32 protein-coding genes are annotated in these 24,568 nt (G+C 60.8%); 9 read left to right on the top strand and 23 right to left on the bottom strand.

Going from position 1 to position 24,568, the window contains the following annotated elements:
- Nucleotides 1-9: 9 nt before the first annotated feature.
- Genes OOZ52_RS09010 through OOZ52_RS08990 form a run of 5 tightly spaced genes read right to left on the bottom strand, consistent with a single transcriptional unit; the run spans nt 10 to nt 2,460 of the window.
- Complete coding sequence (locus tag OOZ52_RS09010) at nt 10-474, bottom strand: molybdenum cofactor biosynthesis protein MoaE (protein ID WP_274698176.1); 465 nt, start codon at nt 472-474, stop codon at nt 10-12.
- A 1-nt stretch (nt 475) separates the two neighbouring features.
- Nucleotides 476-718: a MoaD/ThiS family protein gene (locus tag OOZ52_RS09005; protein WP_274698175.1), complete on the bottom strand. Its 243-nt coding sequence runs from the start codon at nt 716-718 to the stop codon at nt 476-478.
- Entirely contained in the window at nt 718-1,719 is a 1,002-nt protein-coding gene (gene moaA / locus OOZ52_RS09000) for a GTP 3',8-cyclase MoaA (RefSeq protein WP_274698174.1), read from the bottom strand. Before moaA ends, OOZ52_RS09005 begins: the two co-directional genes overlap by 1 nt.
- Before the next feature lie 58 nt (nt 1,720-1,777).
- Nucleotides 1,778-2,095 carry a Rossmann fold domain-containing protein gene (locus OOZ52_RS08995; RefSeq protein ID WP_274698173.1) on the bottom strand — a complete coding sequence of 106 codons (318 nt, stop codon included), beginning with the start codon at nt 2,093-2,095 and terminating at the stop codon, nt 1,778-1,780.
- Nucleotides 2,092-2,460 carry a dihydroneopterin aldolase gene (locus OOZ52_RS08990; protein ID WP_274698172.1) on the bottom strand — a complete coding sequence of 123 codons (369 nt, stop codon included), beginning with the start codon at nt 2,458-2,460 and terminating at the stop codon, nt 2,092-2,094. Before OOZ52_RS08990 ends, OOZ52_RS08995 begins: the two co-directional genes overlap by 4 nt.
- Nucleotides 2,461-2,562: 102 nt before the next feature.
- On the opposite strand from OOZ52_RS08990, the gene OOZ52_RS08985 reads away from it, so the two are divergent.
- Complete coding sequence (locus OOZ52_RS08985) at nt 2,563-3,393, top strand: DUF1499 domain-containing protein (RefSeq protein WP_274698171.1); 831 nt, start codon at nt 2,563-2,565, stop codon at nt 3,391-3,393.
- Here OOZ52_RS08985 and OOZ52_RS08980 read toward each other — a convergent pair.
- The 3 genes from OOZ52_RS08980 to OOZ52_RS08970 are packed head-to-tail and all read right to left on the bottom strand — an operon-like array spanning nt 3,383 to nt 6,071.
- The gene (locus OOZ52_RS08980; RefSeq protein ID WP_274698170.1) at nt 3,383-4,276 is read right to left on the bottom strand and encodes a class I SAM-dependent methyltransferase; all 894 of its coding nucleotides are present in this window, start codon (nt 4,274-4,276) and stop codon (nt 3,383-3,385) included. The genes OOZ52_RS08985 and OOZ52_RS08980 overlap by 11 nt on opposite strands.
- Nucleotides 4,276-5,676 carry a threonine synthase gene (thrC, locus tag OOZ52_RS08975; RefSeq protein ID WP_274698169.1) on the bottom strand — a complete coding sequence of 467 codons (1,401 nt, stop codon included), beginning with the start codon at nt 5,674-5,676 and terminating at the stop codon, nt 4,276-4,278. Before thrC ends, OOZ52_RS08980 begins: the two co-directional genes overlap by 1 nt.
- A 44-nt stretch (nt 5,677-5,720) precedes the next feature.
- On the bottom strand, nt 5,721-6,071 hold the full coding sequence (locus OOZ52_RS08970) for an ArsR/SmtB family transcription factor (RefSeq protein WP_274698168.1): 351 nt from the start codon (nt 6,069-6,071) through the stop codon (nt 5,721-5,723).
- A 49-nt stretch (nt 6,072-6,120) separates the two neighbouring features.
- Between OOZ52_RS08970 and OOZ52_RS08965 the strand changes: the two genes are divergently transcribed.
- Entirely contained in the window at nt 6,121-6,612 is a 492-nt protein-coding gene (locus tag OOZ52_RS08965) for an SRPBCC domain-containing protein (protein WP_274698167.1), read from the top strand.
- Here the strand turns inward: OOZ52_RS08965 and OOZ52_RS08960 are convergent, their stop codons facing one another.
- The 8 genes from OOZ52_RS08960 to coxB form a co-directional block, all read right to left on the bottom strand.
- Nucleotides 6,613-7,221, bottom strand: a complete 609-nt coding sequence (locus tag OOZ52_RS08960; protein WP_274698166.1) for an SURF1 family protein — start codon at nt 7,219-7,221, stop codon at nt 6,613-6,615. It lies immediately after the preceding gene.
- Nucleotides 7,218-7,613 (bottom strand): DUF983 domain-containing protein, encoded by a 396-nt coding sequence (locus OOZ52_RS08955; RefSeq protein WP_274698165.1) that lies wholly within the window; start codon nt 7,611-7,613, stop codon nt 7,218-7,220. Before OOZ52_RS08955 ends, OOZ52_RS08960 begins: the two co-directional genes overlap by 4 nt.
- An 8-nt stretch (nt 7,614-7,621) precedes the next feature.
- Nucleotides 7,622-8,488 (bottom strand): cytochrome c oxidase subunit 3, encoded by an 867-nt coding sequence (locus OOZ52_RS08950; protein ID WP_274698164.1) that lies wholly within the window; start codon nt 8,486-8,488, stop codon nt 7,622-7,624.
- Between the two features lie 76 nt (nt 8,489-8,564).
- Nucleotides 8,565-9,140, bottom strand: coding sequence for a cytochrome c oxidase assembly protein (locus OOZ52_RS08945; RefSeq protein WP_274698163.1), 576 nt, complete (start codon nt 9,138-9,140; stop codon nt 8,565-8,567).
- Nucleotides 9,137-9,265, bottom strand: coding sequence for a hypothetical protein (locus OOZ52_RS08940; RefSeq protein ID WP_274698162.1), 129 nt, complete (start codon nt 9,263-9,265; stop codon nt 9,137-9,139). The genes OOZ52_RS08945 and OOZ52_RS08940 overlap by 4 nt, the downstream gene beginning before the upstream one ends.
- Nucleotides 9,262-10,212 carry a heme o synthase gene (locus OOZ52_RS08935; protein WP_274698161.1) on the bottom strand — a complete coding sequence of 317 codons (951 nt, stop codon included), beginning with the start codon at nt 10,210-10,212 and terminating at the stop codon, nt 9,262-9,264. Before OOZ52_RS08935 ends, OOZ52_RS08940 begins: the two co-directional genes overlap by 4 nt.
- 83 nt (nt 10,213-10,295) lie before the next feature.
- Entirely contained in the window at nt 10,296-12,014 is a 1,719-nt protein-coding gene (ctaD, locus tag OOZ52_RS08930; protein ID WP_274698160.1) for a cytochrome c oxidase subunit I, read from the bottom strand.
- A gap of 42 nt (nt 12,015-12,056) precedes the next feature.
- Nucleotides 12,057-13,166 carry a cytochrome c oxidase subunit II gene (coxB, locus tag OOZ52_RS08925; protein WP_274698159.1) on the bottom strand — a complete coding sequence of 370 codons (1,110 nt, stop codon included), beginning with the start codon at nt 13,164-13,166 and terminating at the stop codon, nt 12,057-12,059.
- A 188-nt stretch (nt 13,167-13,354) separates the two neighbouring features.
- Between coxB and pyrE the strand changes: the two genes are divergently transcribed.
- From pyrE to ruvX, 7 genes are read left to right on the top strand one after another with little or no spacing between them, the layout of a single operon-like run.
- Nucleotides 13,355-13,933 (top strand): orotate phosphoribosyltransferase, encoded by a 579-nt coding sequence (gene pyrE / locus OOZ52_RS08920; protein ID WP_274698158.1) that lies wholly within the window; start codon nt 13,355-13,357, stop codon nt 13,931-13,933.
- Between the two features lies 1 nt (nt 13,934).
- A complete protein-coding gene (locus tag OOZ52_RS08915) occupies nt 13,935-14,675 on the top strand; it encodes a pyridoxine 5'-phosphate synthase (protein ID WP_274698157.1) in 741 nt (246 codons plus the stop codon).
- Entirely contained in the window at nt 14,672-15,076 is a 405-nt protein-coding gene (gene acpS, locus OOZ52_RS08910) for a holo-ACP synthase (protein WP_274698156.1), read from the top strand. Before OOZ52_RS08915 ends, acpS begins: the two co-directional genes overlap by 4 nt.
- An 11-nt stretch (nt 15,077-15,087) precedes the next feature.
- Complete coding sequence (gene lepB / locus OOZ52_RS08905) at nt 15,088-15,951, top strand: signal peptidase I (RefSeq protein ID WP_274698155.1); 864 nt, start codon at nt 15,088-15,090, stop codon at nt 15,949-15,951.
- On the top strand, nt 15,948-17,069 hold the full coding sequence (locus tag OOZ52_RS08900; RefSeq protein ID WP_274698154.1) for an AI-2E family transporter: 1,122 nt from the start codon (nt 15,948-15,950) through the stop codon (nt 17,067-17,069). Before lepB ends, OOZ52_RS08900 begins: the two co-directional genes overlap by 4 nt.
- The gene (locus tag OOZ52_RS08895) at nt 17,041-18,264 is read left to right on the top strand and encodes a DUF3089 domain-containing protein (RefSeq protein WP_342454947.1); all 1,224 of its coding nucleotides are present in this window, start codon (nt 17,041-17,043) and stop codon (nt 18,262-18,264) included. Before OOZ52_RS08900 ends, OOZ52_RS08895 begins: the two co-directional genes overlap by 29 nt.
- Entirely contained in the window at nt 18,246-18,728 is a 483-nt protein-coding gene (gene ruvX, locus OOZ52_RS08890) for a Holliday junction resolvase RuvX (RefSeq protein ID WP_274698153.1), read from the top strand. Before OOZ52_RS08895 ends, ruvX begins: the two co-directional genes overlap by 19 nt.
- Here the strand turns inward: ruvX and OOZ52_RS08885 are convergent.
- The 7 genes from OOZ52_RS08885 to argH form a co-directional block, all read right to left on the bottom strand.
- Complete coding sequence (locus OOZ52_RS08885) at nt 18,725-19,624, bottom strand: transposase (protein ID WP_274698152.1); 900 nt, start codon at nt 19,622-19,624, stop codon at nt 18,725-18,727. The two genes, ruvX and OOZ52_RS08885, sit on opposite strands and share 4 nt — an antisense overlap.
- The gene (locus OOZ52_RS08880) at nt 19,612-20,580 is read right to left on the bottom strand and encodes a hypothetical protein (RefSeq protein WP_274698151.1); all 969 of its coding nucleotides are present in this window, start codon (nt 20,578-20,580) and stop codon (nt 19,612-19,614) included. The genes OOZ52_RS08885 and OOZ52_RS08880 overlap by 13 nt, the downstream gene beginning before the upstream one ends.
- A 15-nt stretch (nt 20,581-20,595) precedes the next feature.
- Nucleotides 20,596-20,760, bottom strand: a complete 165-nt coding sequence (locus OOZ52_RS08875; RefSeq protein ID WP_274698150.1) for a hypothetical protein — start codon at nt 20,758-20,760, stop codon at nt 20,596-20,598.
- Nucleotides 20,761-20,873: 113 nt separating this feature from the next.
- Entirely contained in the window at nt 20,874-21,650 is a 777-nt protein-coding gene (locus tag OOZ52_RS08870) for a precorrin-2 dehydrogenase/sirohydrochlorin ferrochelatase family protein (RefSeq protein ID WP_274698149.1), read from the bottom strand.
- Nucleotides 21,651-21,653: 3 nt separating this feature from the next.
- Entirely contained in the window at nt 21,654-22,919 is a 1,266-nt protein-coding gene (lysA, locus tag OOZ52_RS08865; RefSeq protein WP_274698148.1) for a diaminopimelate decarboxylase, read from the bottom strand.
- A gap of 3 nt (nt 22,920-22,922) precedes the next feature.
- On the bottom strand, nt 22,923-23,165 hold the full coding sequence (locus OOZ52_RS08860; RefSeq protein WP_274698147.1) for a hypothetical protein: 243 nt from the start codon (nt 23,163-23,165) through the stop codon (nt 22,923-22,925).
- Entirely contained in the window at nt 23,165-24,538 is a 1,374-nt protein-coding gene (gene argH, locus OOZ52_RS08855; protein WP_274698342.1) for an argininosuccinate lyase, read from the bottom strand. The genes OOZ52_RS08860 and argH overlap by 1 nt, the downstream gene beginning before the upstream one ends.
- Between the last annotated feature and the right edge of the window lie 30 nt (nt 24,539-24,568).

Here is a 24,568-nt window from a genome sequence, read left to right as displayed (position 1 = left end):
TGATCCTGCTCAAACCTCGATGATTTCTTCGCTCCACCGCGCCAGATCGCTGTGATCCTCCTGCCGCGGTTCGATCCAGTGCCAGCCATCCGCGCGTTTCTCGCGCTTCCAGAACCAGCTTTGTGACTTGAGATGATCCATGCAGAAGTCGACCGCGTCGATGGCGGCGCGGCGATGGTGCGCGCAGGCGGAAACGAGCACGATGGGTTCTCCGGGGCGCATCACACCCGTGCGGTGGATCATCAGTAGGCCCATCAGGCCGAAACGGTCCACCGCGCGCGCGGCAAGGGCTTCCATGCCGGGCAATGTCATCGGCGCGTAATGCGTCAGCTCGAGCGCTTCGACACCACCCTCCCCGCGCACTTCCCCGACAAAGGTGCAGACACCACCCAAGCCGGGGTGTGCATTGGTAAACGGGCCGACATAGGCACCGGGATTGAACGGCGTGCCACCAAGCTCGACGGTTATCGCCATGTCAGCCTCCCGATACAGGTGGCAGGAGCGCGACTTCAGAGCCTGCTTGTGCACTGAGCATGCTCTTGTCCGCCAGCAGTTCGCCATCGACCGCAATACGGACTGTGCCATCGGCCACGGCTTGGGCAAGGCCCGGCCCGAGCGAGGCGAGCAATTGCGCCCAGTCGAGCGGCGCGGGAACCTCCCGCTCCGCCTCACCCGACAGATCGGCAAGCTTGCCGAGAAAGACGATCCGAACCGCCATCAGCCGCCCGTCACCGACATATGCCGTTCGAGCACAGACTCGCTGCCCTCGGCGATGACAAAGTGATGCCGTTCTGGCTTTATGCGCATCGCCTCATCCAGGGCCTTTGCGACCTGTCCTTCGGGATCATCCGAACGCAAGGCCGCACGCAGATCGACCTTTTCCGCTCCGCCGAGGCAGGCATAGAGTTGCCCCGTCGCGGTCACCCGCACGCGGTTGCATCCGGCGCAAAAGTTGTTGGTCAAAGGCGTGATGAAACCGAGCTTACCGCCTGTCTCACCAACCCGCACATAGCGCGATGGTCCGCCGGTGCGTTCTACAAGAGGCGTGAGTACAAAGCGCTGTTCAAGTTCATCGCGCACGGCGGCCAGCGGGAGAAAATGATCGACGCGGTCACCCTCCACCTCACCCAGTGGCATGACCTCGATCAGCGTCATGTCGCAATCCTGCGCATGCGCCCATTGCATCAAAACTGGGATCTCCGCCTGATTCAGGTCTTTCAGTGCCACGGTGTTGATCTTCACATGCAAGCCAGCTGCTTTGGCTGCAGCAATCCCATTGAGCACCCGTCCCAGCTCGTCACGCCGCGTCAGCTTTGCGAACAGCGCCGGATCGCGCGTATCGAGGCTAACATTCACGCGCCGCACGCCCGCATCGGCCAGAGCCTGTGCATGCCGCGCGAGTTGTGTGCCATTGGTGGTGAGCGTCAGCTCTTCCAGCCCATTACCCAATTCACCGCCCAGCGCCTGCACCAGCCGGATCACATCGCGCCGCACCAGCGGTTCGCCGCCAGTCAACCGGATCTTGGTAACGCCGCGCGCGATGAAGGCCTTGGCCAGCGCATGCAGCTCCTCAAGGCTCAGCACCTCTTTCTTGGGCAGGAACTGCATCCGTTCGGGCATGCAATAGCTGCAACGCAGATCACACCGATCAGTTACCGACAGCCGCAGATAGGTTATCTTGCGGTCAAAAGCGTCGATCAGGGGAGAGGTGCTGCGCATAGGTCTTTCATGGCGGGATTGGGCTTTCCGATCAACTTCGTGGAGGCGCAGACGCGGGTTACTCCGCCAGCGTGAATATCTGCCCGGTTACGCCATCTGCCGATTGCAGGTAGAACAGCGTTTCGGAAACGGCCTGCGCGTCCTCGCTTTCCACACCGTTGACGCGCTGCGGCGCGGCCTCGCGGGCAAGTTCCTGCACAGCAGAAAGGCGCCAGCCCTGATGCGTATGATCGGCGGGATCAAAGATCACAACAACATTGTTTTCCTGCATCAAACCACGGACTTTTGGCACCCACTCCCGGTGAAAAGCAGCGGCAGCATCAAGCGGCGCGGCAGGTAGGCCGACAACCTCTATGATCGCGTCGTTGCGCGTCACGGTCGCTCACGCGTCAAAGTAATCCCGATCTGCTCGTTCGCCTCGCTCAGCGCGAGCTTCACGATCTTCACCTGCACCTCCTCGACGCGCTCGTCCTGCAGGAACAGCGTTTCGCAAATGTGATCGGCCACGGATTCGATTAGCTTGTAATGCCTGTCCCCCAGTCCTTCCGAACAGGCGAACTTCAGGTCCATGTAATTCTTGCTCTCTTCGAGCGGGGTCTCCGCCTCGTAGAATTGCTTCGCCTTCAACCGCGCACGCACGGTGAAACGCAGCGGCTGCGGCTTGCCGGTTTCCTCGGAATAGATCCCGGTGTGAACCATATGCTCGAAATCGACGAGCTCGAGATAAAGACTATCGGCCATAGGCCTGGCGAAATCGCAGGAGATGCGCCGCTTGGCAAGCATTCACCTTGACGGCAGTGCGCGACTACGGCCATTCCGGTCACACAAACCGGGGAGCATCCAATGAGCGACGACACCACGCCCGAAACGGCAACAGAGACGCCGACAGAAACAACTGCAGAAGCAACTGACGCCGATGCCAAGCCCGCCAAGTCGCGGATTACACGGTGGATCGGCAACTTCACGCTGGGTGGCGCGCTGATCATGCTGCTGATCGCGCTCGGATCGCTAGTGCTGGCGCGCTATAACTTGATCGGCAAGCTGACCGGATTCCGTTACTTCATGATGACGATGTATCCCTACGCCGCGATCGCGGTGGTTGCCGTGATCGGCATCGTGATCGGCATGGTGCGCAAGCGCGGTCCCGGATGGTGCAACCCGCTGGCGCTGGTGCTATCGCTCGTCATGCTCGGGGTCTTCTACACGCAGGTGATCGCGCCCGCCCGCGCCGCGCCGTTCATGCATGACATTACCACCGACGTGGACGATCCCCCGCAGTTCGAGACGCTTACCCTGCGTGACGATTTCCTCGAGATGTACGAAGGCGATATCGAGGCATGGCGCTCCGCCCATCGGGAAAGCTATCCCGATATGGAGCCGGTCATCATCAACAAGGCGCCCGATCTTGTGATCGCCGATGCCCGCGCACTGGCCGAAGAGCGCGGCTGGGAACTGGCCGAGAATTCACCCGAAGCCGGCCGGCTGGAAGCAACCGCCACTGCAGGGTTCATCCGTTTCTATGATGACGTAGTAGTAGAGATTACGCCTATCGCCGATGGCACCGCCCGTGTCGACATGCGCAGCATCAGCCGCGTTGGCGGAAGCGATCTGGGCTACAACGCAGCTCGCATCGAGGCATTTCTGGCAGACCTCGAGGCTGTTCCTAACCGTTAGACCAACGCGCGAAGATAGCGGTGGGGAGCAGCCTGCCGCCCTCTCCCTCTTCGCGAACAGCAAGCTCGCCGCACTCAACCATGCCCGGCAGCCCGGCAAAGGCCTCTGCCAGCAATCCGCCGATAGAAAGCGCGCTCATCCGCACCGCATAGACAGTGAGGAACAGGAACTTGCTGTCATCATCGAGCAACTGGCGGCAATCGGCGATCAAGCCGGGGAGCGATTCCTCCAGCCGCCACGTTTCGTTCTTGGGGCCGCGCCCGAACTTGGGCGGATCGAGGATGATCCCATCATAGCGGTTGCCGCGCCGCACTTCGCGCGCGGTGAACTTGGCGGCGTCATCGATCAGCCAGCGGATCGGTCGATCCTCCATGCCTGACAGCGCGGCGTTGTCGCGTGCCTGCGCTACCGATTTCTTGCTCGCATCGACATGAGTTACCGAGCCACACTGGCTGAGCGCGAGCGAGCCTACGCCGGTGTAGCCGAAGAGGTTCATCGTTTGCGCGCTGTCGCGCCCGGCCAATTGTCCGCGCATCCAGTCCCACACCGGAGCCATATCGGGGAAGAAGCCGAGGTGCCGGAACGGCGTGCATTGCGCAGTAAAATTGACCTCGTTCCACGACAGGGGCCAGCCTTCGCGTGGAACATCGGCCGAAAAATGCCAGCGCCCGCCACCGTCTTCGTCACTGCCGGGAATGAATTCCGCATCGGCCTTCCAATCGTCTTCGGACAGGCGCGGCATCCACATGGCTTGCGGTTCGGGACGGATAAAGCGGTAGGAGCCGTAGCGTTCCAGCTTGCGGCCGTTGCCGCTGTCAATGAGGCCATAGTGCTCCCACGGCTGGCCTTCCATGACCACAGGTGTCGGTGCGAGATCAGCCATCAGGCGACTGCGGTACCATGTTCGGCGACATAGTCACGCACCGCATCATAGGTGCCTGGCAGTGTGGTGTATGCCTCTTCCCGCTCGAAGAGGTCGCCGACCCGCGCAGGTAACGCTGGTCGCGTACCCGTAGCCCGCTCCACGGCGTCGCGGAACTTGGCCGGGTGCGCGGTGGCGAGTGTGACGACGGGAATGTCCGGAGCAAGGTCAGCTTCGCGGGCTGCGTGTAGGCCGATGGCGGTGTGTGGATCGATGATCTCGCCACAATGCTGCGAAGCCCAGGCCATTGCGCTGGCCATTTGGTCAGCGTCCGCCCGCGCGCTGGTGAACAGTTTCGCCGCGCCCTCCCGCTGACTGTTGGTGAGCTGCATCGCTTTGCTCGCTTCGAAACTGCGCATCTGTTCGGCGAGCGCCAGACCATCGCGCCCTCCTTCGCAGAACAGCAGACGTTCGAAATTGGAACTGACCTGAATATCCATGCTTGGCGCCGCGGTAGGGGTGACGCTTCCCGTAGAATAGTCCCCCGAAGACAGCGCACGGTGGAGGATGTCGTTCACATTGGTCGCAACGATCAGCCGTTCGATCGGGAGCCCCATTTGCGCCGCGACATAGCCAGCGAACACATCGCCAAAATTGCCCGTCGGGACGCTGAACGCGACCTTGCGTTGCGGCGCGCCCAGCTGGAGCGCGGCGGCGAAGTAGTAGACCACCTGCGCCATCAGGCGCGCCCAGTTGATCGAGTTGACCGCCGCGATATGGAAGCGGCCGTTCATGTCGCCATCGGTGAACATGCGCTTCACCGTGGCCTGCGCGTCGTCAAAGCTGCCTTCGATCGCAATGTTGTGGACATTGGGCGCGCGCACCGTCGTCATCTGGCGGCGTTGCACATCGCTGACCCGGCCATGCGGGTGGAGCATGAAGATGTCGACGCCCTCGCGCCCTGCCACTGCGTCGATAGCCGCGCTGCCCGTGTCGCCGCTGGTAGCACCAACGATGGTAAGGTGATCGTCTCGCTTGCTCAGGAAGTGTTCAAACAGGCGGCCAAGCAATTGCAGCGCCACGTCCTTGAACGCGAGCGTCGGGCCGTGAAACAGCTCAAGAAGCCAGTGCTGCTGGTCGAACTGCGTGAGCGGAGTAACCGCGGCATGCGAGAAGCGTCCATAGGCGCTGGTGCAGAGCGCGCGCAGCTCATCTTCGGTCAGCGACCCGGCGGTGAACGGCGCCATGACGCGCACCGCGAGCTCGACGTAGGTGAGACCCGCCATGTCGGCGATTTCCGCCTCGGTGAAACGCGGCCATTCTTCCGGCAGGTAAAGCCCGCCGTCGCTGGCAAGGCCTGCAAGCGTGACGCCTTCGAAATCGAGCGCCGGTGCGCTGCCTCTGGTCGAGATGTATCGCATATCGAAAGGCGGGTTAGCGGCGCACCTCTCGCCCCGCAAGCAAGCTATTGTTCCTCGACTGCGACTTCCGCTTCGCCTTCGAGTTCGGTTTTCAGTTGAAGCAAGCCGCTTGCAGCCCGTTCTGCATGAGGACCGATCCACCGTTCGTGGAGAGCCTGTATCGGCATGGCATCGAGATAGTTGAAGCGCTCGCGCCCTTTGCGCACCGGCACAACCAGGCCCGCCTTCTCCAGCACGCGAAGGTGCATGATCACGGTTGTACGGTCTATTTCAGGAAAGCAGCTGGCGAGCTGGCCAGTGGTGAGCGGACGCTTGCGCAGCTCGTCACAGATTGACCTGCGCACCTGGTTTGCGAGCGCCTTGAAAACCAGATCAATATCGTCCTCGGTTGACATGTTATGTTTTTATAACATATTTTACTCTGGTTCAAGAGGGAGACTCGCGGTGGATATCAAGTTTCGCGTCGCCGGACGCATTTCCAAGCCGGTGGAAGAGGTGTTCGAAGCCGTGGCCGATCCGGACAAGCTCTCCGCCTATTTCACTACGGGAGGCGCGAAAGGCCGGCTCGAAGAAGGCGCCACGGTGATGTGGGAATTCCACGACTACCCCGGCGCTTTCGAAGTCCAGGTAATCGAAGTCGTCCCGAACGAGCGCATTGTGCTGGAATGGCCCGCCTATGAGAGCGAGCCGCCCAATGTCGATAGTGCGGAAGCGCATGATGAAGGCGCGGAGGCCGATTACAACACAACGGTGACTATGACTTTCAAGGAGGTCGAAGGCGGCACTCTGGTGGAAATTGCCGAGGAAGGCTGGCGCAACACCGACGCTGCGCGGCGTGGTTCCTATGGCAATTGCATGGGCTGGTCTCAGATGGTGTGCGCAATGAAAGCCTGGATGGAATACGGCATCAATCTGCGCGAGGGGCTGTACAAATAGTCAACCCTGATCACGCCACCTGCGGCGGAGCGCAAAGCCGTAGATCAGCAGCGCGGTGAGCGCGAAGAAGAACCACTGCCCTGCGTAGGCGAGATGGTTGTTGGGCATGTCTGATGGGTCTGGAACCGCCGCAGTCTCAAGGTCAGCCAGCCCAGAGTCCGAGACCAGTTTGAAGTTATCTCCTAACGGCGCGAGTACGCCTTCAAGCGTCCCACCTTCCCACACTGGATCTTGCGGCGCTCGCGACCAACCAATGGTGGCAAAAAGATTGAGATGCCCATTCCCGCCATGCTCGTGGCGACGCACCGATTGCCCTAGACACCAATAGCGATGAACATAGCCAGTCTGGCCTGAGAGGCTTCTTCCGGCAACCGCCTCCCAACGATCTGCATTTGTGCAATCCACACTGACACGGCGAAAAAGCAGATCTTCGGCGTCACGCAAATTGGTTAGCTCTGCTGGCGGCAGCTGCGATGCAGCCTCATACCGCGCAATTAGCACCTCTTTCTCATCCGCCCTACCCAACTGCCACATCCCAAGCGCGACCATCACGGCGGCGGCTGCCACCACCACGATTGTAGGAATGATCGGGATCTTGCGGGTACTCATTCGCTGTCACTCACTTCATGCCGATGCTCTTCGGCGCGCCGCCGGTATTCGGTACTGAGCAGCCAGCCTTTGGTCAGGCGCAGACCCAGGACCACTCCGCCAATTATCAGCGGGACCCACAGCAGGACATGCACCCACCACGGCGGCTCCAGACTCAATTGCAGCCACAATGCGAGTACGACAACGAAGGCGCCAACAATCATGGTGAGGAACGCGGCAGGGCCGTCACCCACGTTGAACTTGGCGAAATCGAGTCCGCACGTTTCACAGCGCTCGGCGAATTTCACCGGCCCCGCGAACAGCGTCTTTGCTCCGCAACGCGGGCAGGATGCGAAAAGGGCAGCGCTACCAGTGGCAGGCTGCCCTTTCGTTTCGTGGCGGTCGTCCGTCACGCGTTTACCTAGTGGGCAACCGGCGCACCCCAGCCACCCCAGATATAGACGGCGATGAAGAGGAACAGCCACACCACGTCAACGAAGTGCCAATACCACGCAGCTGCTTCGAAACCGAAGTGCTGGCGCGGGGTGAAGTGACCCTTGTAGCTACGCACGAGGCAGACGATCAGGAAGATCGTGCCGACCAAAACGTGGAAGCCGTGGAAGCCTGTCGCCATGTAGAAGGCCGAGCTGTAGGTGTTGCCACCAAAGCCGAACGGCGCGTGGGCATATTCGTAAGCCTGGATGCAGGTAAACAGCACGCCCAGCGCAATGGTCAACCACAGACCCTTCTTCAGACCGTCACGATCACCATTGATCAGCGCGTGGTGCGCCCATGTAACCGTGGTGCCCGAGCACAACAGGATCAGCGTGTTGAGCAGCGGAAGACTGAACGGATCGAGCACTTCCACGCCTTCGGGCGGGAACTGCGCAAGCAAGGCTGCGCCTTCCTGACCGACCATGTTCTGCCATACGTTTTCCGCTGCCTCACGCAGCGGAGCAGGAAACAGGGCGAAATCGAAGAATGCCCAGAACCAGCCGACGAAAAACATCACTTCCGATGCGATGAACAGGATCATGCCGTAGCGCATGTGCAGTTGCACCACCGGCGTGTGATCACCGCCCTCGGCTTCGTTCACCACCTTGGAGAACCAGCCAAAGAAGGTGGCGATAAGGCCAGCGACGCCCACGCCGAGGATCGCTTGCCACCCAGCCATTTCGTGCATGAAGAACACCATGCCCGTGGTGAAGGTCAGCGCGGAAAACGCACCGATCAGCGGCCAGATGTCGGGATCGAGAATGTGATAATCGTGGTTCTTGGCGCCGGCCATAATTGTGTCCTGATCCTTGGGTTTCAAAAGCCCTTAAACCCGCATCATTCGCGGGTCCAGTGGGTAAGCTTGGTTGTTATTGCGTTTCGGGTTGTTCGGGTGCGCGGTGGAAAGTGTAACTGAGCGTAATCTGCTCGACACCCTGCATGTCAGGGTCATCAAGAGCTGCCGGATCGACATAGTAGAGAACCGGCATGCGGATCTCTTCGCCCGGCTGCAATGTCTGCTCGGTAAAGCAGAAGCACTGGATCTTGGAGAAATAACGTCCCGCTGCTTCGGGCTCGACATTGAAAGTCGCGGTCCCTGTTACCGGAACAGCGCTGTTATTGCGGGCTGTGTAGAAAGCCATATCCCGTTCACCCACGGTGACGACATCGGTCACCTGTACGGGCTTGAACGTCCACGGCATGCCGCGCGCGGTGTTGGCGTCGAAGCGAATCGAATAGGCTTCTCCGCTAGCGAGCGCCGCAGCGGCATCAGCCTCTGCCTGCGTTGCCACCTGCGTGGTGCCGCCGAAACCGGTGACCCGGCAGAACAGGTCATAGAGCGGGACCGCGGCGAAACCCAGGCCGAGCATGGCCAGCGCTCCGGCAAACGCCATGATCATGGTGCGGCGATTGCGATTCTCGAGGGTAGCGGTAGCCGTAGTCATTGCGCACCGATCCTTACGATCGTGATGGCGTAGAACAGGACCACCATGCCCAGCAGCACGAGGCCGAGCACAAGGTTGCGCGATTTGCGACGACGTTTGAATTCCTGCTCTTCTTCCGGGGTCATGCCAGCACCATGCGATCAACAACTAACGCGCCAAACAGCACGAAGAGATAGAGGATGGAGAAAGCGAAAAGCTTCTTCTCCGGCTTCATCTTGTCCCCCTCCACACTGCTACGCAGGCCAACGGGCACGGTAAGCGCGAGGAAGATGCTTGAAAGGACAAGCGCCGAGATTCCGTAAATCGCACCCGTTCCGCCGATCAGCCACGGCGTGACGCTCAGCGGCAGCAGCAGTACGGAATAGGCAAGGCTCTGGCGGCGGGTGGATGTTTCACCGGCAACGTTGGGCATCATCGGCAAGTTCGCCGCAGCATAATCGGGCTTCGCCCACAGCGCGAGCGCCCAGAAATGCGGCGGGGTCCACATGAAGATAATCGCAAACAGCAGCACCGGCATCCAGGTGATCTCGCCCGTCACCGCGATCCAGCCGATCAGCGGCGGGAAGGCACCGGCTGCCCCTCCGATAACGATGTTCTGCGGCGTGCGTGGTTTCAGCCACATGGTGTAGATCACCACGTAGAAGAAGATCGAGAAGGCAAGGAAGCCGGCCGCGAGCCAGTGGACCGCAAGGCCCATCACCATCACGCTCATGCCCGAAAGCAGCAGGCCGAAGTCGCGCGCATCGGTCGGCTGAACCTTGCCCTGCGGCAGAGGTCGGCCCTGCGTGCGTTTCATCTTCGCATCGATATCGGCTTCCCACCACATATTGAGCGCACCCGCGCCGCCAGCCGCCAGCGTGATGCACAAGATGGCGGTGAATCCGATTACCGGATGGATCGAGCCGGGTGCAGCCAGCAGGCCGCACAGCGCGGTGAACACGACCAGCCGCATGACCTTGGGCTTGGTCAGCGCAAAGAAATCGCGCCACTCCGCCGGCATGCGCGCAGGAACAGGGGTGGCGACAAGCGCTTCCTGTTCAAGCGTTTCGGCGGCGGTTGGTGCGGTATTCATGGCTTCTTGTCTGTGTGCGAAGGGGCGCCCCGTTTCCGGCGCGCCCCCTCCCGATTGGTTGTACTCAGCCGAGAGGCAGGCGGTTAGGCCGTCGCCGATTTCGAACTGATGTGATCATCCGCGCTGTGGTGGTCTTCGATCACCGGCAGCGTTTCGAACTGGTGGTACGGCGGCGGGCTGGAAAGGCTCCACTCGAGAGTGGTGGCACCCTCGCCCCAGTAGTTATCTTCCGCACGACGACCTGCCACGAAAGCGTAGATCATGTTGATGAAGAAGATCGCCACCGATGCGAGCACGATGACATAGCCAACACTCGCCACCCAGTTCCAGTGCGCAAAGGCAGCGGTGAAATCGGGATAGCGACGCGCCATGCCCTGAACACCCAGGAAGTGCATCGGGAAGAACACCACGTTCACACCGATGAAGAACACCCAGAAGTGCAGGTGGGCAAGAAATTCGCTGTGCCAGCGGCCAGACATTTTCGGGAACCAGTAGTACCAGCCGGCAAACATCGAGAACACCGCACCCATCGACAGCACGTAGTGGAAGTGCGCCACAACATAATATGTGTCGTGCAGGTTATCGTCGACACCGCCATTGGCGAGGACAACACCCGTCACACCACCAACGGTGAACAGGAAGATGAAGCCCATCGCCCAAACCATCGGCGATTTGAAGGTGATGGAGCCGCCCCACATGGTAGCGATCCAGCTGAAGATTTTGATGCCGGTCGGCACCGCAATCACCATCGTTGCTGCAGTGAAGTACATCTTCGTATTCACACTGAGGCCAACGGTGTACATGTGGTGCGCCCACACGATGAAGCCGACCACGCCGATGGCAACCATCGCGTAAGCCATGCCGAGGTAGCCGAACACTGGCTTGCGGCTGAAGGTCGCGACAATCTGCGAGATCATGCCGAAGCCCGGCAGGATCATGATGTAGACTTCGGGGTGTCCGAAGAACCAGAACAGGTGCTGGTAAAGGATCGGGTCACCACCGCCAGCAGCATCGAAGAAGGTCGTGCCGAAGTTACGATCGGTCAGCAGCATGGTGATAGCAGCGGCCAGCACCGGAAGTGCCAGCAGCAGCAGGAATGCAGTAACCAGCACCGACCACACGAACAGCGGCATCTTGTGCAGGGTCATGCCCGGCGCGCGCATGTTGAAGATGGTGGTGATGAAGTTGGTCGCGCCAAGAATAGAGCCCGCGCCAGCCAAGTGGAGCGAGAAGATCGCAAAGTCCGTCGCCGGCCCGACCGATCCGCTGGTTGAAAGCGGTGCGTAGACCGTCCAGCCAACACCTGCGCCCATGCCGATGCCGCCGGGCACAAACATGGAGAACAGTAGCGAGCAGAAGCCCGCAACGGTCAGCCAGAACGAGATGTTGTTCATGCGCGGGAAGGCCATGTCCGGCGCGCCGATCATCAGCGGGACAAACCAGTTGCCGAAACCGCCGATCATGGCGGGCATGACCATGAAGAACACCATGATCAGGCCGTGCGCGGTGATCAGCACGTTCCACATGTGGCCCTGTTGGTCGAACGACAGGGGATCGCCGCCAAGCCAGCCGACGAAGGTGCCGAGCCATTGCACACCAGGTTCGGCCAACTCCAGGCGCATACCGCCCGAAATGGCGCCGCCCACGATACCCGCGACAATCGCGAAGATCAGGTACAGCGTACCGATGTCCTTGTGGTTGGTCGACATGAACCAACGCGCGAAGAAGCCGGGCTTGTGATCGGCATCATGGTGCGCGTGATCCCCGTTGTGGGTGTCAAAACCTTCAGCAGTGGTGGCCATTCTCGTGAACCTTACTCTATGCTTTTAATTCGTTAATTCGGATCAGGCAGCGTCAGCTTCGGCAGCATCTGCTTCGGCGGCTTCCGCCTCGGCTTCGCCTTCTGTATCACCGGCTTCGGCAGCATCTTCTGCACTTTCGGCATCTTCTTCTGCCGCTTCCGCAGCAGCCGCTGCCGCTGCTTCGTCTGCAATTTGCTCAAGCGTCATTCCGCCCTGCGCTTGCACCCAGGCGTTGTAATCTTCCATGCTGCGCGCTTCGATGGCGATGGGCATATAGCCGTGACGTGCGCCGCAAAGCTCCATGCACTGGCCGTAATAGATGCCTTCCTCATTGATGGTGAGGATCTTCTCGTTGATGCGGCCCGGCACAGCGTCCAGCTTGAACCACAGCGACGGAATACCGAACGAGTGGATCACGTCTGCACCAAACGTCTGCAAACGGATCGGAACGCCAACCGGAACAACCATACGGTTGTCGACAGCGAGCTGGTATGGCTCACCGGCATCCAGCGAAGCGGATTCGTCCAGCATGTTCGAGATGACTTCGAAGCCACCGTTATCGACGTATTCGTAGCCCCAGTACCACTGGTAGCCGTTAGCCTTGATGGTGATGGCTTCTGCCGGCGGCGCAGCATACTGGCGCGCGATCAGCGTGATCGACGGCACGGCGATTACCACCAGGATGATAACCGGCACGACAGTCCAGATGACTTCGATCAGCGTGTTGTGACTGGTCTTGGATGGGACCGGATTGGCGCCCTTACGGTACTTTGCAACGACCCACAGCAGCAGGCCGAGCACAAACAGGCTGATCACGGTAATGATCGGCATCAGCAGCTTGTCGTGCATTCCGAGCGCATAGTTGCCGTTGTCGGTGTATTGCTCCTGAAAGTTCATCGAAGCCCAAGCGTCGTCTTCATAAGACGTCGGCTGGCCCTTGATCATTTCCGGCCCGAAATGTTCGAACGCGGACGAGTCCGTTTCCATCACTACTTCGCCGTCAGCCACGCTCTGGCTCTCGGCAACCGACTCGTCCACCGAGGTCGTAGCGTCCTGTGCGAAGCTGCTCTGCGGCACAATTACGAAGGAAAGAGCTGCGGCCAGCAGGGCCAGAAAGGACAGCTTCTTACGGGCGATGTCGCCAAAAATCATAGCGGAGTTGCTTTCCAATTTTTATCCCGGGCTAACAGCCTTCTCGACCTGATAGGGCTGTCTTGAGCGCGCCTATACGCATGCTTGCCCCATGCCTCAAGCGGCTCTAGGGACTTTTTTCGACAGGGTCCATGCGGCCCTTGGTCCAAGACCTCTTGTTTTTGCGCCCGATATGCAGGTTTGCCCACATGAATCAGGATGAAGTACTCGATGAATTCCGCGCCAGCGGCGCCCTGCTGGAAGGGCATTTCAAGCTTTCTTCCGGTCGCCACAGCGGCCATTACCTGCAATGTGCGCGCGTGCTGATGAACCCGCATCGCGCCGCCAGACTCGCAGAGGCATTGGCGGAAAAAATCCCCGGTGAGATCCTCGACTCGCTAGATGCCGTGGTCTCTCCTGCGATGGGCGGCATCATCATCGGCCAGGAAATGGGCCGCGCACTCAACCTCGATGCCATGTTCCTTGAACGGCCAGATGGTACCTTTCACCTGCGCCGCGGTTTCGCGCTGGAGCCGGGTGCCAAGGTGCTGATGGTAGAGGACGTGGTCACCACCGGCCTTTCCAGCCGGGAAGCTATCGAAGCCGTGGCGCGAGAAGGCGGCGAAGTGCTGGCCGAAGTGTCGCTGGTCGACCGCAGTAACGGCACGGCCGATCTGGGCGTGCCCTTCTTCCCGCTGATCGATATCGACTTCCCGACCTATGCCGAGGATGAAATTCCCGCCGAACTGGCCGCTATCGAAATCACCAAGCCCGGGAGCCGCAAGTAAAGTGAGCCGCTACCTCCGCCTTGGAGTGAACATCGATCACGTTGCGACGATCCGCAACGCGCGCGGTGGTGATCATCCCGATCCGGTCCGCGCGGCGGAGATCGTGGCGCGCTGCGGAGGTGACGGGATCACTGCCCACCTGCGCGAAGATCGCCGCCATATCCGTGACGACGATTTGAAGCGCATTCAGGACGCGACCGATCTGCCGCTCAACCTGGAAATGGCCGCGACCGACGAGATGCTCGCCATCGCCCTCGCCCACCAGCCGCACGCGGCGTGCATTGTTCCCGAAAAGCGCGAGGAGCGCACGACCGAGGGTGGCCTGGACGCGGCAGGCCAGCACAACCACCTCGCCCCTATCGTAGGTCAGCTGAAGGACGCGGGCATCCGTGTGTCGCTGTTTATCGAAGCGAGCGAGCGCCAGCTCGATGCGGCGTTGCAATTGGCAGTGCCTGTCGTGGAATTCCACACGGGCGAATATGCCCACGCCGCTCTCGATGGCGATAACGCGAAGGTCGCGAGCGAACTGAAGCGTATTACGGATATGTCCGCTCTCGCCGCGAAGAACGGGATCGAGCCGCATGCAGGTCACGGTCTGACATACGACAATGTCCAGCCCATCGCCGCCATCCCGCAGCTCGCTGAACTCAATATCGGTCACTACTTGATCGGTGAGGCTATTTTCGACGGGCTAGAGCCAGCCGTGCTGAAGATGCGCGAGCTGATGGATCTGGCGCGATGATCATCGGTCTCGGCTCCGACCTCTGCAATATCGAGCGCATCCAGAATTCGCTCGACCGCTGGGGTGACCGCTTCAAGCAGCGCAGCTTTACCGACATTGAGAACGCCAAGGCGGCGCGGCGTCCGCACACTCAGGCGGGCACTTATGCCAAGCGTTTCGCTGCGAAAGAGGCATTCAGCAAGGCCGTGGGTACTGGCTTCAAGCGCGGCGTGTTCATGAAGGACATAGGTGTGGTGAATGCCCCTTCCGGTGCACCGACACTCGCGCTAACGGGCGGGGCAAAGGCACGGCTGGACGAGCTGACGCCCAACGGCCACGAAGTGGTCGTTCATCTCACTCTCACAGACGATCACCCATGGGCTCAAGCCTTTGTGATCCTGGAAGCGCACCCGAAGGCATAGAAATTCCCGCCATGAGCGACAACAAAAAGACCGAAGAGCCGATCAACTGGTGGACAGAACTGCGCGGCCTTGCGCTGATGCTGCTGGTGGTGCTGATGTTCCACACCTTCATTGCCAAGCCGTTCTACATCCCCTCTGCCAGCATGGTGCCCAACCTGATGGTAGGTGACCGGCTGATCGTGACCAAATATCCCTATGGCTGGAGCTGGGTCTCGGCGAGCTTCCACGTGCTGCCGCGCAGCGACTGGCGCATTGCTCCTGCCACACCCGAGTACGGCGACATTGTGATCGCCGTCCCGCCAGAAGACAGTCAGGATTACATCAAACGCGTGGTCGGCCTGCCCGGTGATACGATCGCGATGGTGAACGGGCAGATCATTCTGAACGGAGAGCCCGTACCGCAGGAGGTCGAACCTGCAGTTCGTATCCCGGCAGAGAATGACAACCTTTGCGAGGGCACACCGTGTCTCTATAATTTCGATCAATACCGGGTGACGCTGGAAGACGGGACTCAGGTCTACGAACCGCCGACCTACCGCGAGACACTGCCCAACGGGGCGAGCTACGTGATCATCGATCATCTCGATCAGCGGTATGACAACATGGACCCGGTTGAGGTACCCGAAGGGCATGTTTTCCTGATGGGAGACAATCGCGATCACTCGTCCGACAGTCGCGCCCCGTCGGCACGTGAAGGCGGCAACGGGCTTGGTGGCCCGGTCCCGTTGACCAGCGTTGGCGGTCGCGCCGAGATCATCACATTTTCCCTCGACGGCACTTCCAGCTACAACCCGCTGACCTGGTGGGGCGCTTTGCGCGGTGAACGCGCTTGGGAACCGCTCCGCCCCGAATTGCGAGGTGCGCAAGACGAATGATCGATAGCGACAACGCATCCGATATCGGCGCGAGCCCCACGCGCATTTCCAGTCCGGAATTGCGGTTCGAGGCATGGCGCGCGCTGATCTGGGTTTCGATTGTCGGTCTGGTCGCGCTTGCCGTCTACATTTCACAAAGCCTGCTGGTGATCTTCGGGGCAATGGTCTTCGCCTCGATTATTGATGGCGCGGCGCGATTGCTCGGCCGCGTGCTTCCGATCGGCAGACTCTGGCGCTTTGCCATTGTCCTGATCGTTTCGGCGGTGTTTCTCCTATGGCTGAGCATCTTTGCCGGATCGGAAATTTCGCAGGAAGCCGCCGAATTCCCGGCGATCGTTGAAGAACAAGCGCGGCGCCTGTTTGCATGGATGCGCGAGCAGGGTTTCGAAATCAGCCTCGACAGCGTGCAGGCGATGGCGAGCCAGGCAGCCAGCGGTTTCGGCACCGTAACGCGGGCACTGGGCGGCCTTCTGGGTGGGCTGACAACACTCGTACTCATCTCTATCATCGGCATCTACTTCGCGCTCGAGCCACAACTGTACGAACGCGGCGTCGCCTGGATGCTACCCAAGCACCGGCGGCAAGAGTTTTACGTCACCGCGAGCAAGATGGGCTACACCATGCGCCGCCTGATGGCGGGCCGCTTCCTCGGCATGGTAGTGGAAGGCGTGTTCACCTATATCATGCTGGCGGGTTACGGATGGGTGACGGGCGATGTTATTCCGATGGCCGCATTGCTCGCTCTCCTCACCGGACTGCTTGCCTTCGTCCCCAATATCGGCGCGATTATTTCAGGTGTGCTGATGGTGCTGGTGGGTTTTTCCGGCGGCGCGCAGATGGGCATCTATACGATCTTCGTCTACTTCTTCGTACAGAACATCGATGGCTACTTCGTCGTCCCGATGATCGCGCGCAAAACGGTAGACCTTGCCCCTGCCCTCGTCCTCGCATTCCAGCTCATCATGGGTATCCTGTTCGGTATACTCGGCCTCTTCCTTGCCGACCCGCTGCTCGCCATGATCAAGGTGGCGCTGGAACAAAGAGCCGCGGCAAACGATGCTGAAGACGAAGCCGCGCGCCAAAACGAGATTGATTCACTGGAGACAGACCCTGCGTAAGTTCCTCTACCTTGTCACCTTTCTGATCGTGCTCTTTATCGCCGGCATGTTCGCGCTCCGCACCTTCGGAGAGGAACTGACCGAGCTAACCTTTGTGCCTGACGCGGAATTCGTCGAGCAGGACCCGCTCGAGCTCAACGCCTATCAGGACCCGGACATGTGGTTCAGCCGCCCGGGCAAGGGCGCGCAGAACGATCCGGCGCGCTGGCAACCTCTGTTCGAGGGAGCGGACGGCGAAAGCGCAGAGACCGCCGCCGCCGACGAACCGCCAGCGACCACTGTTGAAGGAGAAACGCTCCCGTCTGACCTGCGGCCTGTTGCTGAACCGCCCCGCTTCGCTGTCTTCTTCGTCCATCCCACAAGCTATTTCGATAGCCGCCAGTGGAACGCCCCGCTTGAGGACGAAGAATCGCAGAACCGCGCGCGGTTGATGGTGCGTGGTATGGCGAGCGCTTTCAACCAGGCGAGCGAAATCTGGGTGCCGCGCTATCGCCAGGCAACATTCGGCGCTTTCATCACCGTGGACCCGCAGGCGCAGCAGGCACTCGATGCAGCCTATGCTGATATCGATGCGGCATTCACCTTCTTCCTCGACAGCGTTCCGGCAGACATGCCTATTGTCCTCGCCGGGCATAGCCAGGGCGGCTATCTTGTTACCCGCTTGCTGCAGGATCGGATTGCCGGAACCGATCTGCAATCCCGCATCGCTATGGCCTATCCCGTCGGCTGGCCGATCAGTATCGAGCACGATCTTCCCAGCCTTGGCCTGCCCGCATGTGCCACAGCCGATCAATCAGGCTGCGTAGCCAGCTGGGCGAGCTTCGCCGAGCCTGCCGAACCCGGCCAGTTCCTGCGCCGCTATGCCGAGCTGCCGGGTCTCGACGGCGAAGCACGCGGCGAAGCACCGATCCTTTGCGTCAATCCGATCACCGGCCTGATGGGCGGCAGCGCGGATGCCGAGTACAACCTTGGCACGCTGGTGCCTTCGGACGATCTCTCGACCGGAACACTCGTCCCGCGATCGGTTCCGGCGAACTGCGCGGATAATGGCCTGCTGATGATCGGCAATCCGCCCGAGCTCGGCCAGTACGTGCTGCCGGGCAACAATTACCACGTCTATGACATTCCTTTGTTCTGGCAGAACGTGAAGCAGGATGTGGTGCGGCGGGTGAGCGCGTGGCAGCCAACGTCTTGATTACCGAGAATGCGGCCGAGTTCCGCAATGCCTTGCCCAATGGCGGCGTGCTGCTCGGCATAGACCTGGGCACGAAGACCATTGGCGTGGCGACCTGCGATGCGGGGTGGAGCTTCGCCACTGCGGGCAAGACCCTGCCCAAAGGCAAGTTCGCACGCGACAAGGCGGCGCTGGAGGCGATTTGCACAGAACGCGGCGTGAAAGGCGTGGTCATCGGGCTGCCGCTCAACATGGACGGCAGTTCCGGACCGCGCGCGCAGGCGAGCCGCAGCTTCGCCCGCAACCTCGCGGTTCTCGATCTGCCAATTCTGTTGTGGGACGAACGCTGGTCCACCACCAGTGCAGAGCGTGATCTGATCGCACAGGATTTCAGCCGCGCCAAACGCGCCGAGCGGATCGACAGCCACGCGGCGGCGGTAATCCTGCAAGGCGCGATCGACCGGCTGGCGGGCGGGATTCTTTAAACGAGCTCCAGTTCCCGCCGTTTGCGCGTAGCTTCTATCGCCACGAGCCGGCTACCCGAACCTTCTGCCCGGCGCCACAGCTCATCACGCTCGGCCAGACCAAGCACACCCGCTTGCGCTTCGAGCGCCGTCAGCCGCATGCGGTGGCTGGGATGCGACCCGGCGAAGTGGTGCGCCAGATCACGCGCCTCTTCGCCCCCCAGCCCCACCGCCACGCGGAGGAAGATTTCGCTGCCGCCAGGGCTGATCACGCCTGAAATCTCGTCTTTCTCGACATCGAAGCGATATTGGTCGAGCCAGCCCTGCGCGCCGCTTGCGTGCATGATGTTGATCGAGATCGAGAGGCTTTCGGGCGGCAATTGCGAATGCACATCAAGGTGCGCGCGGTAATGCATCAGCTTGCCGGGGCTGAGCGTCGCCCGCTCGATGAAGCGCAACCCCGCCTTCTCTCCGATGGCACCGAGCACCTTGTCGTAATCGTACTCGTAGTAGTCGGAAGAGTAACCCGGGCCGAAATAGCCAAGCGTGAGAAAATCGAAATTGTGATCGTGCGGCAATTCGTAGGAAAACGCCGCCGTGCCGCTGGCGCGAAACATGTGTTCATCCACACTCGGCCAGAAGTTGGCGCGCATGTAATAGTCACCGCCAAGGCCGGAAAGCATGATAACTTGCGGGCCGTAGTCACTGGCCTCCTCGGCCGCTTTGACACCCTGCTTAAGCTCATCAACGAGCATGTCGGCTAGAAAATCGCGGTTGTTGCCGAGCTTTCGCAGCCATGCGGCAGCGTGCAGCAGGCTTTCCTTTTCGCGCGGCTCAAACCCATTTGCTTCGAGCGCTTCGATGCAGTCACCCAGCGAGCAGCTGGTGTCGTCAGAATAGTCAATTACGCGGGGCATTGCTGCGCCTCCACCTGTGCAAATTCGGGATATTGTTCGAGAAGCTGCGCTCGCAGCGCACCAGCAGCGGCGGAAAGCGGATCCTGACCATCGCGCGCGATCCGCGCTAGGGTGCAAAAGCCCACCTCGCTATCGAGCGCGAGACACTCACGCAGTGCCTGCCAGCGGAGCGACAGGTCGCTTTCTGCCAGCGCAATACGCGCCATTTCCGGCGCTGCGTCCGTGCGCCCCATCCGGCCAAGCAAGGCGATGATCGCTTCCTGGCGACTGGTGGAGATCAAACCCGCACTCTGGTGCAGCAGTTCACGCGATTGCGCGCAATATTCGCGTGTAGGTTCCGGTTCAGCCGCAGTGCGAATCAGCCGGAGGATAACCAGCCTCTGTTCGACCTTGTCGATCACGAGGGCTTCGCTCGACAGGTCGAGCGTAAGGCGTTCGCCTCCGTTCATCGATACCCGCTGGGTTTCGAACTGCATCGCAGAATCGCCAAAGCGATGAGCACGGATGATGCGCGCCTCGGCCTTGCCCGCGACAACAGCCTCGAACCGCGTGCCATCGGAAAAGCCATAACTTTCCGATGTGAATTCGCCTGGCTCGCGCGCTTGCAGCATGAGTTGCGCTCGGCCCACCCGCGCCAGTTGCAAGGAACTAGCCCTGCCATCAAATCCGTTGCGAAAAGGCGGATGCGCGATGGGGTTGGCACGGATTGCCGAGCAATAATGCGCTTGCAGCAGATCGAGAACGCGCTCGGCCTCGCCAGTGCCGGTGAATAGCGTCTCCAGAACAAAACAGTTTTCCAGCGGCGCCCCCGCACCATAGCGTTTCAGGTCCGCCATCAGATCACGCACACCGGACTCAGCCAACCATGCCAGATGTGCCTGTGCTATGGCCCCCTGGGCCTGGCGTTGCGGAGAACGATCACTCCGCAACGCCGCGATAAATGAATTGCGTTCCATCAGCCGGCCCGGCGCTCAGAACAGTCCCGGAGGGGCGGGTGGAGACAGGTCATAAACCATCGTCGCAAGCACGATGATCGTATCGTCAGGTCCCGTCCCTGTAGGGGTCGTCGAGCCAAACATTCCGGTCAGATTCGGAAGGTCTGGCAGGCTTGCCAGATCGATCTTCGGTAATTTCATCCTAGTCACTCCAAATGCTGGATCAGCACTGTGCCGATCCGTGGAAAGACTGTGGCGTCCCGATGGATCAGAATGAAATTAAATTATTGTAATTGTTATGTATTATACCATAATCAATGTCTTAGAACGATAACCAGACCATCCGGATTTGGCCCTTCATACGGATGGGATAGTCGCACGGCGTCAGCACGCGCCCGTGATAGTATCGAGTCGGGAATACCGGGCATGGCGATCACCGCGTCGGCACTGCCAAGCAATCGTGCTTGCCGGATTGTCAGATCATCAGGATCATCGCTCCGTAGGACAAACTCGATCACCTGCGATGCTTCGCTATCCTCTGCGCTATCAAGCCAGCTTTCGACGCCGTCTTCTCCACCCTCCCGCAAGGGATCAAGCGGGCCGCCTTCCTGCATCGCATCGTCCAGAGCGCGGCGGCGATCAACCATCACCGGAAAGCGCGCCTTGATCGCATCGCGTGCAGCAAACAGTCTCTCGGCGAGCTTGCCCAGATCGTGGGGCAGGAGCCTTTCCAGCCGCAGCCGAAGCTGCTTGGCAAGACCGGCCGAGGCACCTCCCGTCCCCACCGCAACCAACACCGGATCGCGGTCGAGAATGCTGGGGGTGGTAAAGTCACAAAGGTCGGGACGGTCCACGACATTGACCAGCAACCCGGCACAACGCAGGCGGATCGCATCCGCCTCGCACATGGCCGCATCATCGTGCGCAACGAACGCGACACGCGCGCCTTCGTCGATCCCTTGCTGCATATCGGTAATGACTACGGCCCCGGCGCGTTCGACCAGCCGACGCTTGGGTTCTGCCATTTCACCCTCGCCCAGCACAATCACCGGCTTGCCGGCAATCTGATGGAAGAGTGGGAGCGACTTCATGGCCTAGTCGAGCAGAAAGTCCGGTACACGTTCGGCATCGGCGATAGCGCCTGGCAGAATGCGATCGGCAACCACGGCGAAGTCCGCACCGTCGACCATCACTTCCGCCACAAACCCGCGCGAGTTGTAGCTGCTCGCCATCGTCGCGCCGTAGGCACCTGCCGTGCGGAACACCGCTAGATCACCCGAGGCAAGCCCATCGGTCTCGCGGTCCATGGCGAAGGTGTCACCCGTCTCGCAGATCGGACCGACGATATTCGCCATCATCCGCTCGCCCGAAGGCTTCACCGCATCGAAATCGTGCCACGCACCGTACAGCGCGGGCCGCGCAAGATCGTTCATCGCCGCATCGACAATCACGAACGGGTGGTTCAGCCCGCGCTTCACACGGATCACTCGGGTCAACAGCACGCCGGCATTACCGGCGATCACACGCCCCGGCTCGAACATCAGGGTAACTCCCCACTGCTTTGTGACCCGGGCGACCATAGCGCCGTACTCCGCCGGAGAAGGCGGGCTTTCGCCCTTACGGTAGGGGACACCAAGGCCGCCGCCCAGGTCCATATGCGTAATCGTATGGCCTTCAGCCCGCAGCCGCGCGAGCATCTTGCCCAACTTGTCGAACGCTGTTTCCAGCGGGGTCAGCTCGGACAACTGGCTACCGATATGTACCGCGAGTCCGCGCAGTTCGAGCCCCGGCAATGCCGAAAGCTCTGCGAACAGTTCAGGCGCACGGTCAATCGGAACACCGAACTTGTTGTCCGCCTTACCGGTCGAAATCTTGTCATGCGTTCCTGCATCGACATCGGGGTTCACTCGCAGTGCGCAGCGCGCAACTTGCCCGCGAGCGGCGGCGATGGCGGCGAGCTCGCGGCCTTCCTCTCCCGATTCAATGTTGAACTGGCCAATGCCGGCATCGAGCCCCTGCACCAACTCGGCATCAGTCTTGCCAACGCCGGAAAACACAATGTCTTCGGCCGGCATGCCCGCCAGTAAAGCACGGGAAAGTTCCCCGCCGGACACCACATCCGCACCATAGCCTTCACGGCTGAGCAATTTGAGCACCGCAAGGTTGGGATTACTTTTCACCGCAAAGGCGAGGTGGGCAGATTTCTCCAGTCCGCTCAGTGCCTCTTTGAACACCCTCGCATGGCGCTCGAACGTGGCGCGCGAATAGACGTAGACGGGGGTGCCGACTTCCTGCGCAATGCGCGAAAGCGGAACGTCTTCGGCGTAGAGTTCGCCGTCTCTGATCTGGAAATGGTCCAAGGCCTAGCCTTCCGGCGGCAAGTCGAACGGATCGTCCTCGCGCTCTTCGCTCTCGCGTCGCAGCTCCACACTACGTTCGGGCACTGCCTGCGGGTCATGCTCCAGCAGTTCGTCAGCCGTCAGAGGATCGGTCGCGCCATAGGGCGGCGGCGGCAATGTTTCTCCGGCGAGCGGCTCCAGATCGGCACGCTGGCCGCAGGCTCCCAACAGCAGGACAATCGCGAATGGCATTGCGAAACGTTTCATCAACCCATCTCCAGTTCACTGCGGGCCCTGGCAACCTGCGCACGGACCTGATCGGGCGCGGTACCGCCGTAGCTCTTGCGCGCCGCCACAGACGCCTCAACAGAAAGCGCGGTATAGACCCGCTCGTCAATACGCGCGTCGATTGCTTGCAGTTCCTCAAGCGACAAGGCCTCAAGCGCCACGCCCTTGCCTTCCGCCAGTTTCACTGCCGCGCCGGTGATATGGTGCGCCTCACGGAAAGGAATGTCCGCCTCGCGCACCAGCCAGTCGGCCAGATCGGTTGCTGTAGCATAGCCCAGCTCGGCCGCTTGCCGCATCCGGTCGGTCTTGAAATCCGCGCCTTCGACCATTCCGGTCATCGCGGCAATGCATAGCTGCAACAGTCCTGCAGCCTCGAACACGGGCGGCTTGTCGTCCTGCATGTCCTTCGAATAGGCGAGTGGCAGGCCCTTCATGGTGACCATCAGTGCCGTCTGGCAGCCGATAATTCGCCCGGCATGCCCACGCACCAGCTCGGCCGCATCGGGGTTCTTCTTTTGCGGCATGATCGAGCTGCCGGTGGAGAGCGCATCGGGCATGCGGACGAAGCCGAAGGGCTGGCTCGCCCAGATCACGAATTCCTCCGCCAGCCGCGAAAGGTGCAAGGCGCACTGGCTGGCTACGGTGAGAAAATCGAGCGCGAAATCGCGGTCCGAGACGGCATCCAAGCTGTTTCGGGTCGGCGCATCAAAACCGAGCGCCTGCGCAGTCATTTCGCGGTCGATCGGAAAGCCTGTTCCCGCCAGCGCGGCACTGCCCAGCGGAGACTGGTTCAAACGACCCCTCGCCTGGGCAAAGCGCGCCACATCGCGGCTGACCATTTCATAATAGGCCATCAGGTGGTGGCCGAGCGTTACTGGCTGCGCAGTCTGCAGATGGGTAAAGCCGGGCATGATGCTGTCGGCGTGCTCATCTGCGCGCGCAACGAGCGCCTTTTGCAACTCGGTCAAACCGGCAAGCGTCTGGTCCACCATGTCGCGCACCCAGAGGCGGAAATCGGTGGCGACCTGATCATTGCGGCTGCGCGCCGTGTGCAGGCGGCCGGCCACCGGGCCGATGAGCTCTGCCAGCCGCGCTTCAGTGGTCATATGGATGTCTTCAAGGTCCCAGTTCTCGGGAACCCCTTCAGCTTCGTACTCGGCGGCGACCTTGTCCAGGCCAGCGATAATCGCTTCGGCATCGGCGTCGCTCACAATGTCGCACGCGGCCAGCATGGCGACATGGGCCTTGCTCGCAGCAATATCCTGCTGCCACAATGCCTGGTCGAACGGGATCGAGGCATTGATTTCGCGCATGATGGCGTTAGGTCCGTCTGCGAACCTGCCGCCCCACATGGCATTGCCCTTCGGGGCGTTGGAGGAATC

The sequence above is a fragment of the Aurantiacibacter sp. D1-12 genome (assembly GCF_028858515.1).
In the GTDB taxonomy this organism is placed as follows: domain Bacteria; phylum Pseudomonadota; class Alphaproteobacteria; order Sphingomonadales; family Sphingomonadaceae; genus Alteraurantiacibacter.
This window is presented reverse-complemented; position numbering and strand designations above follow the sequence as displayed.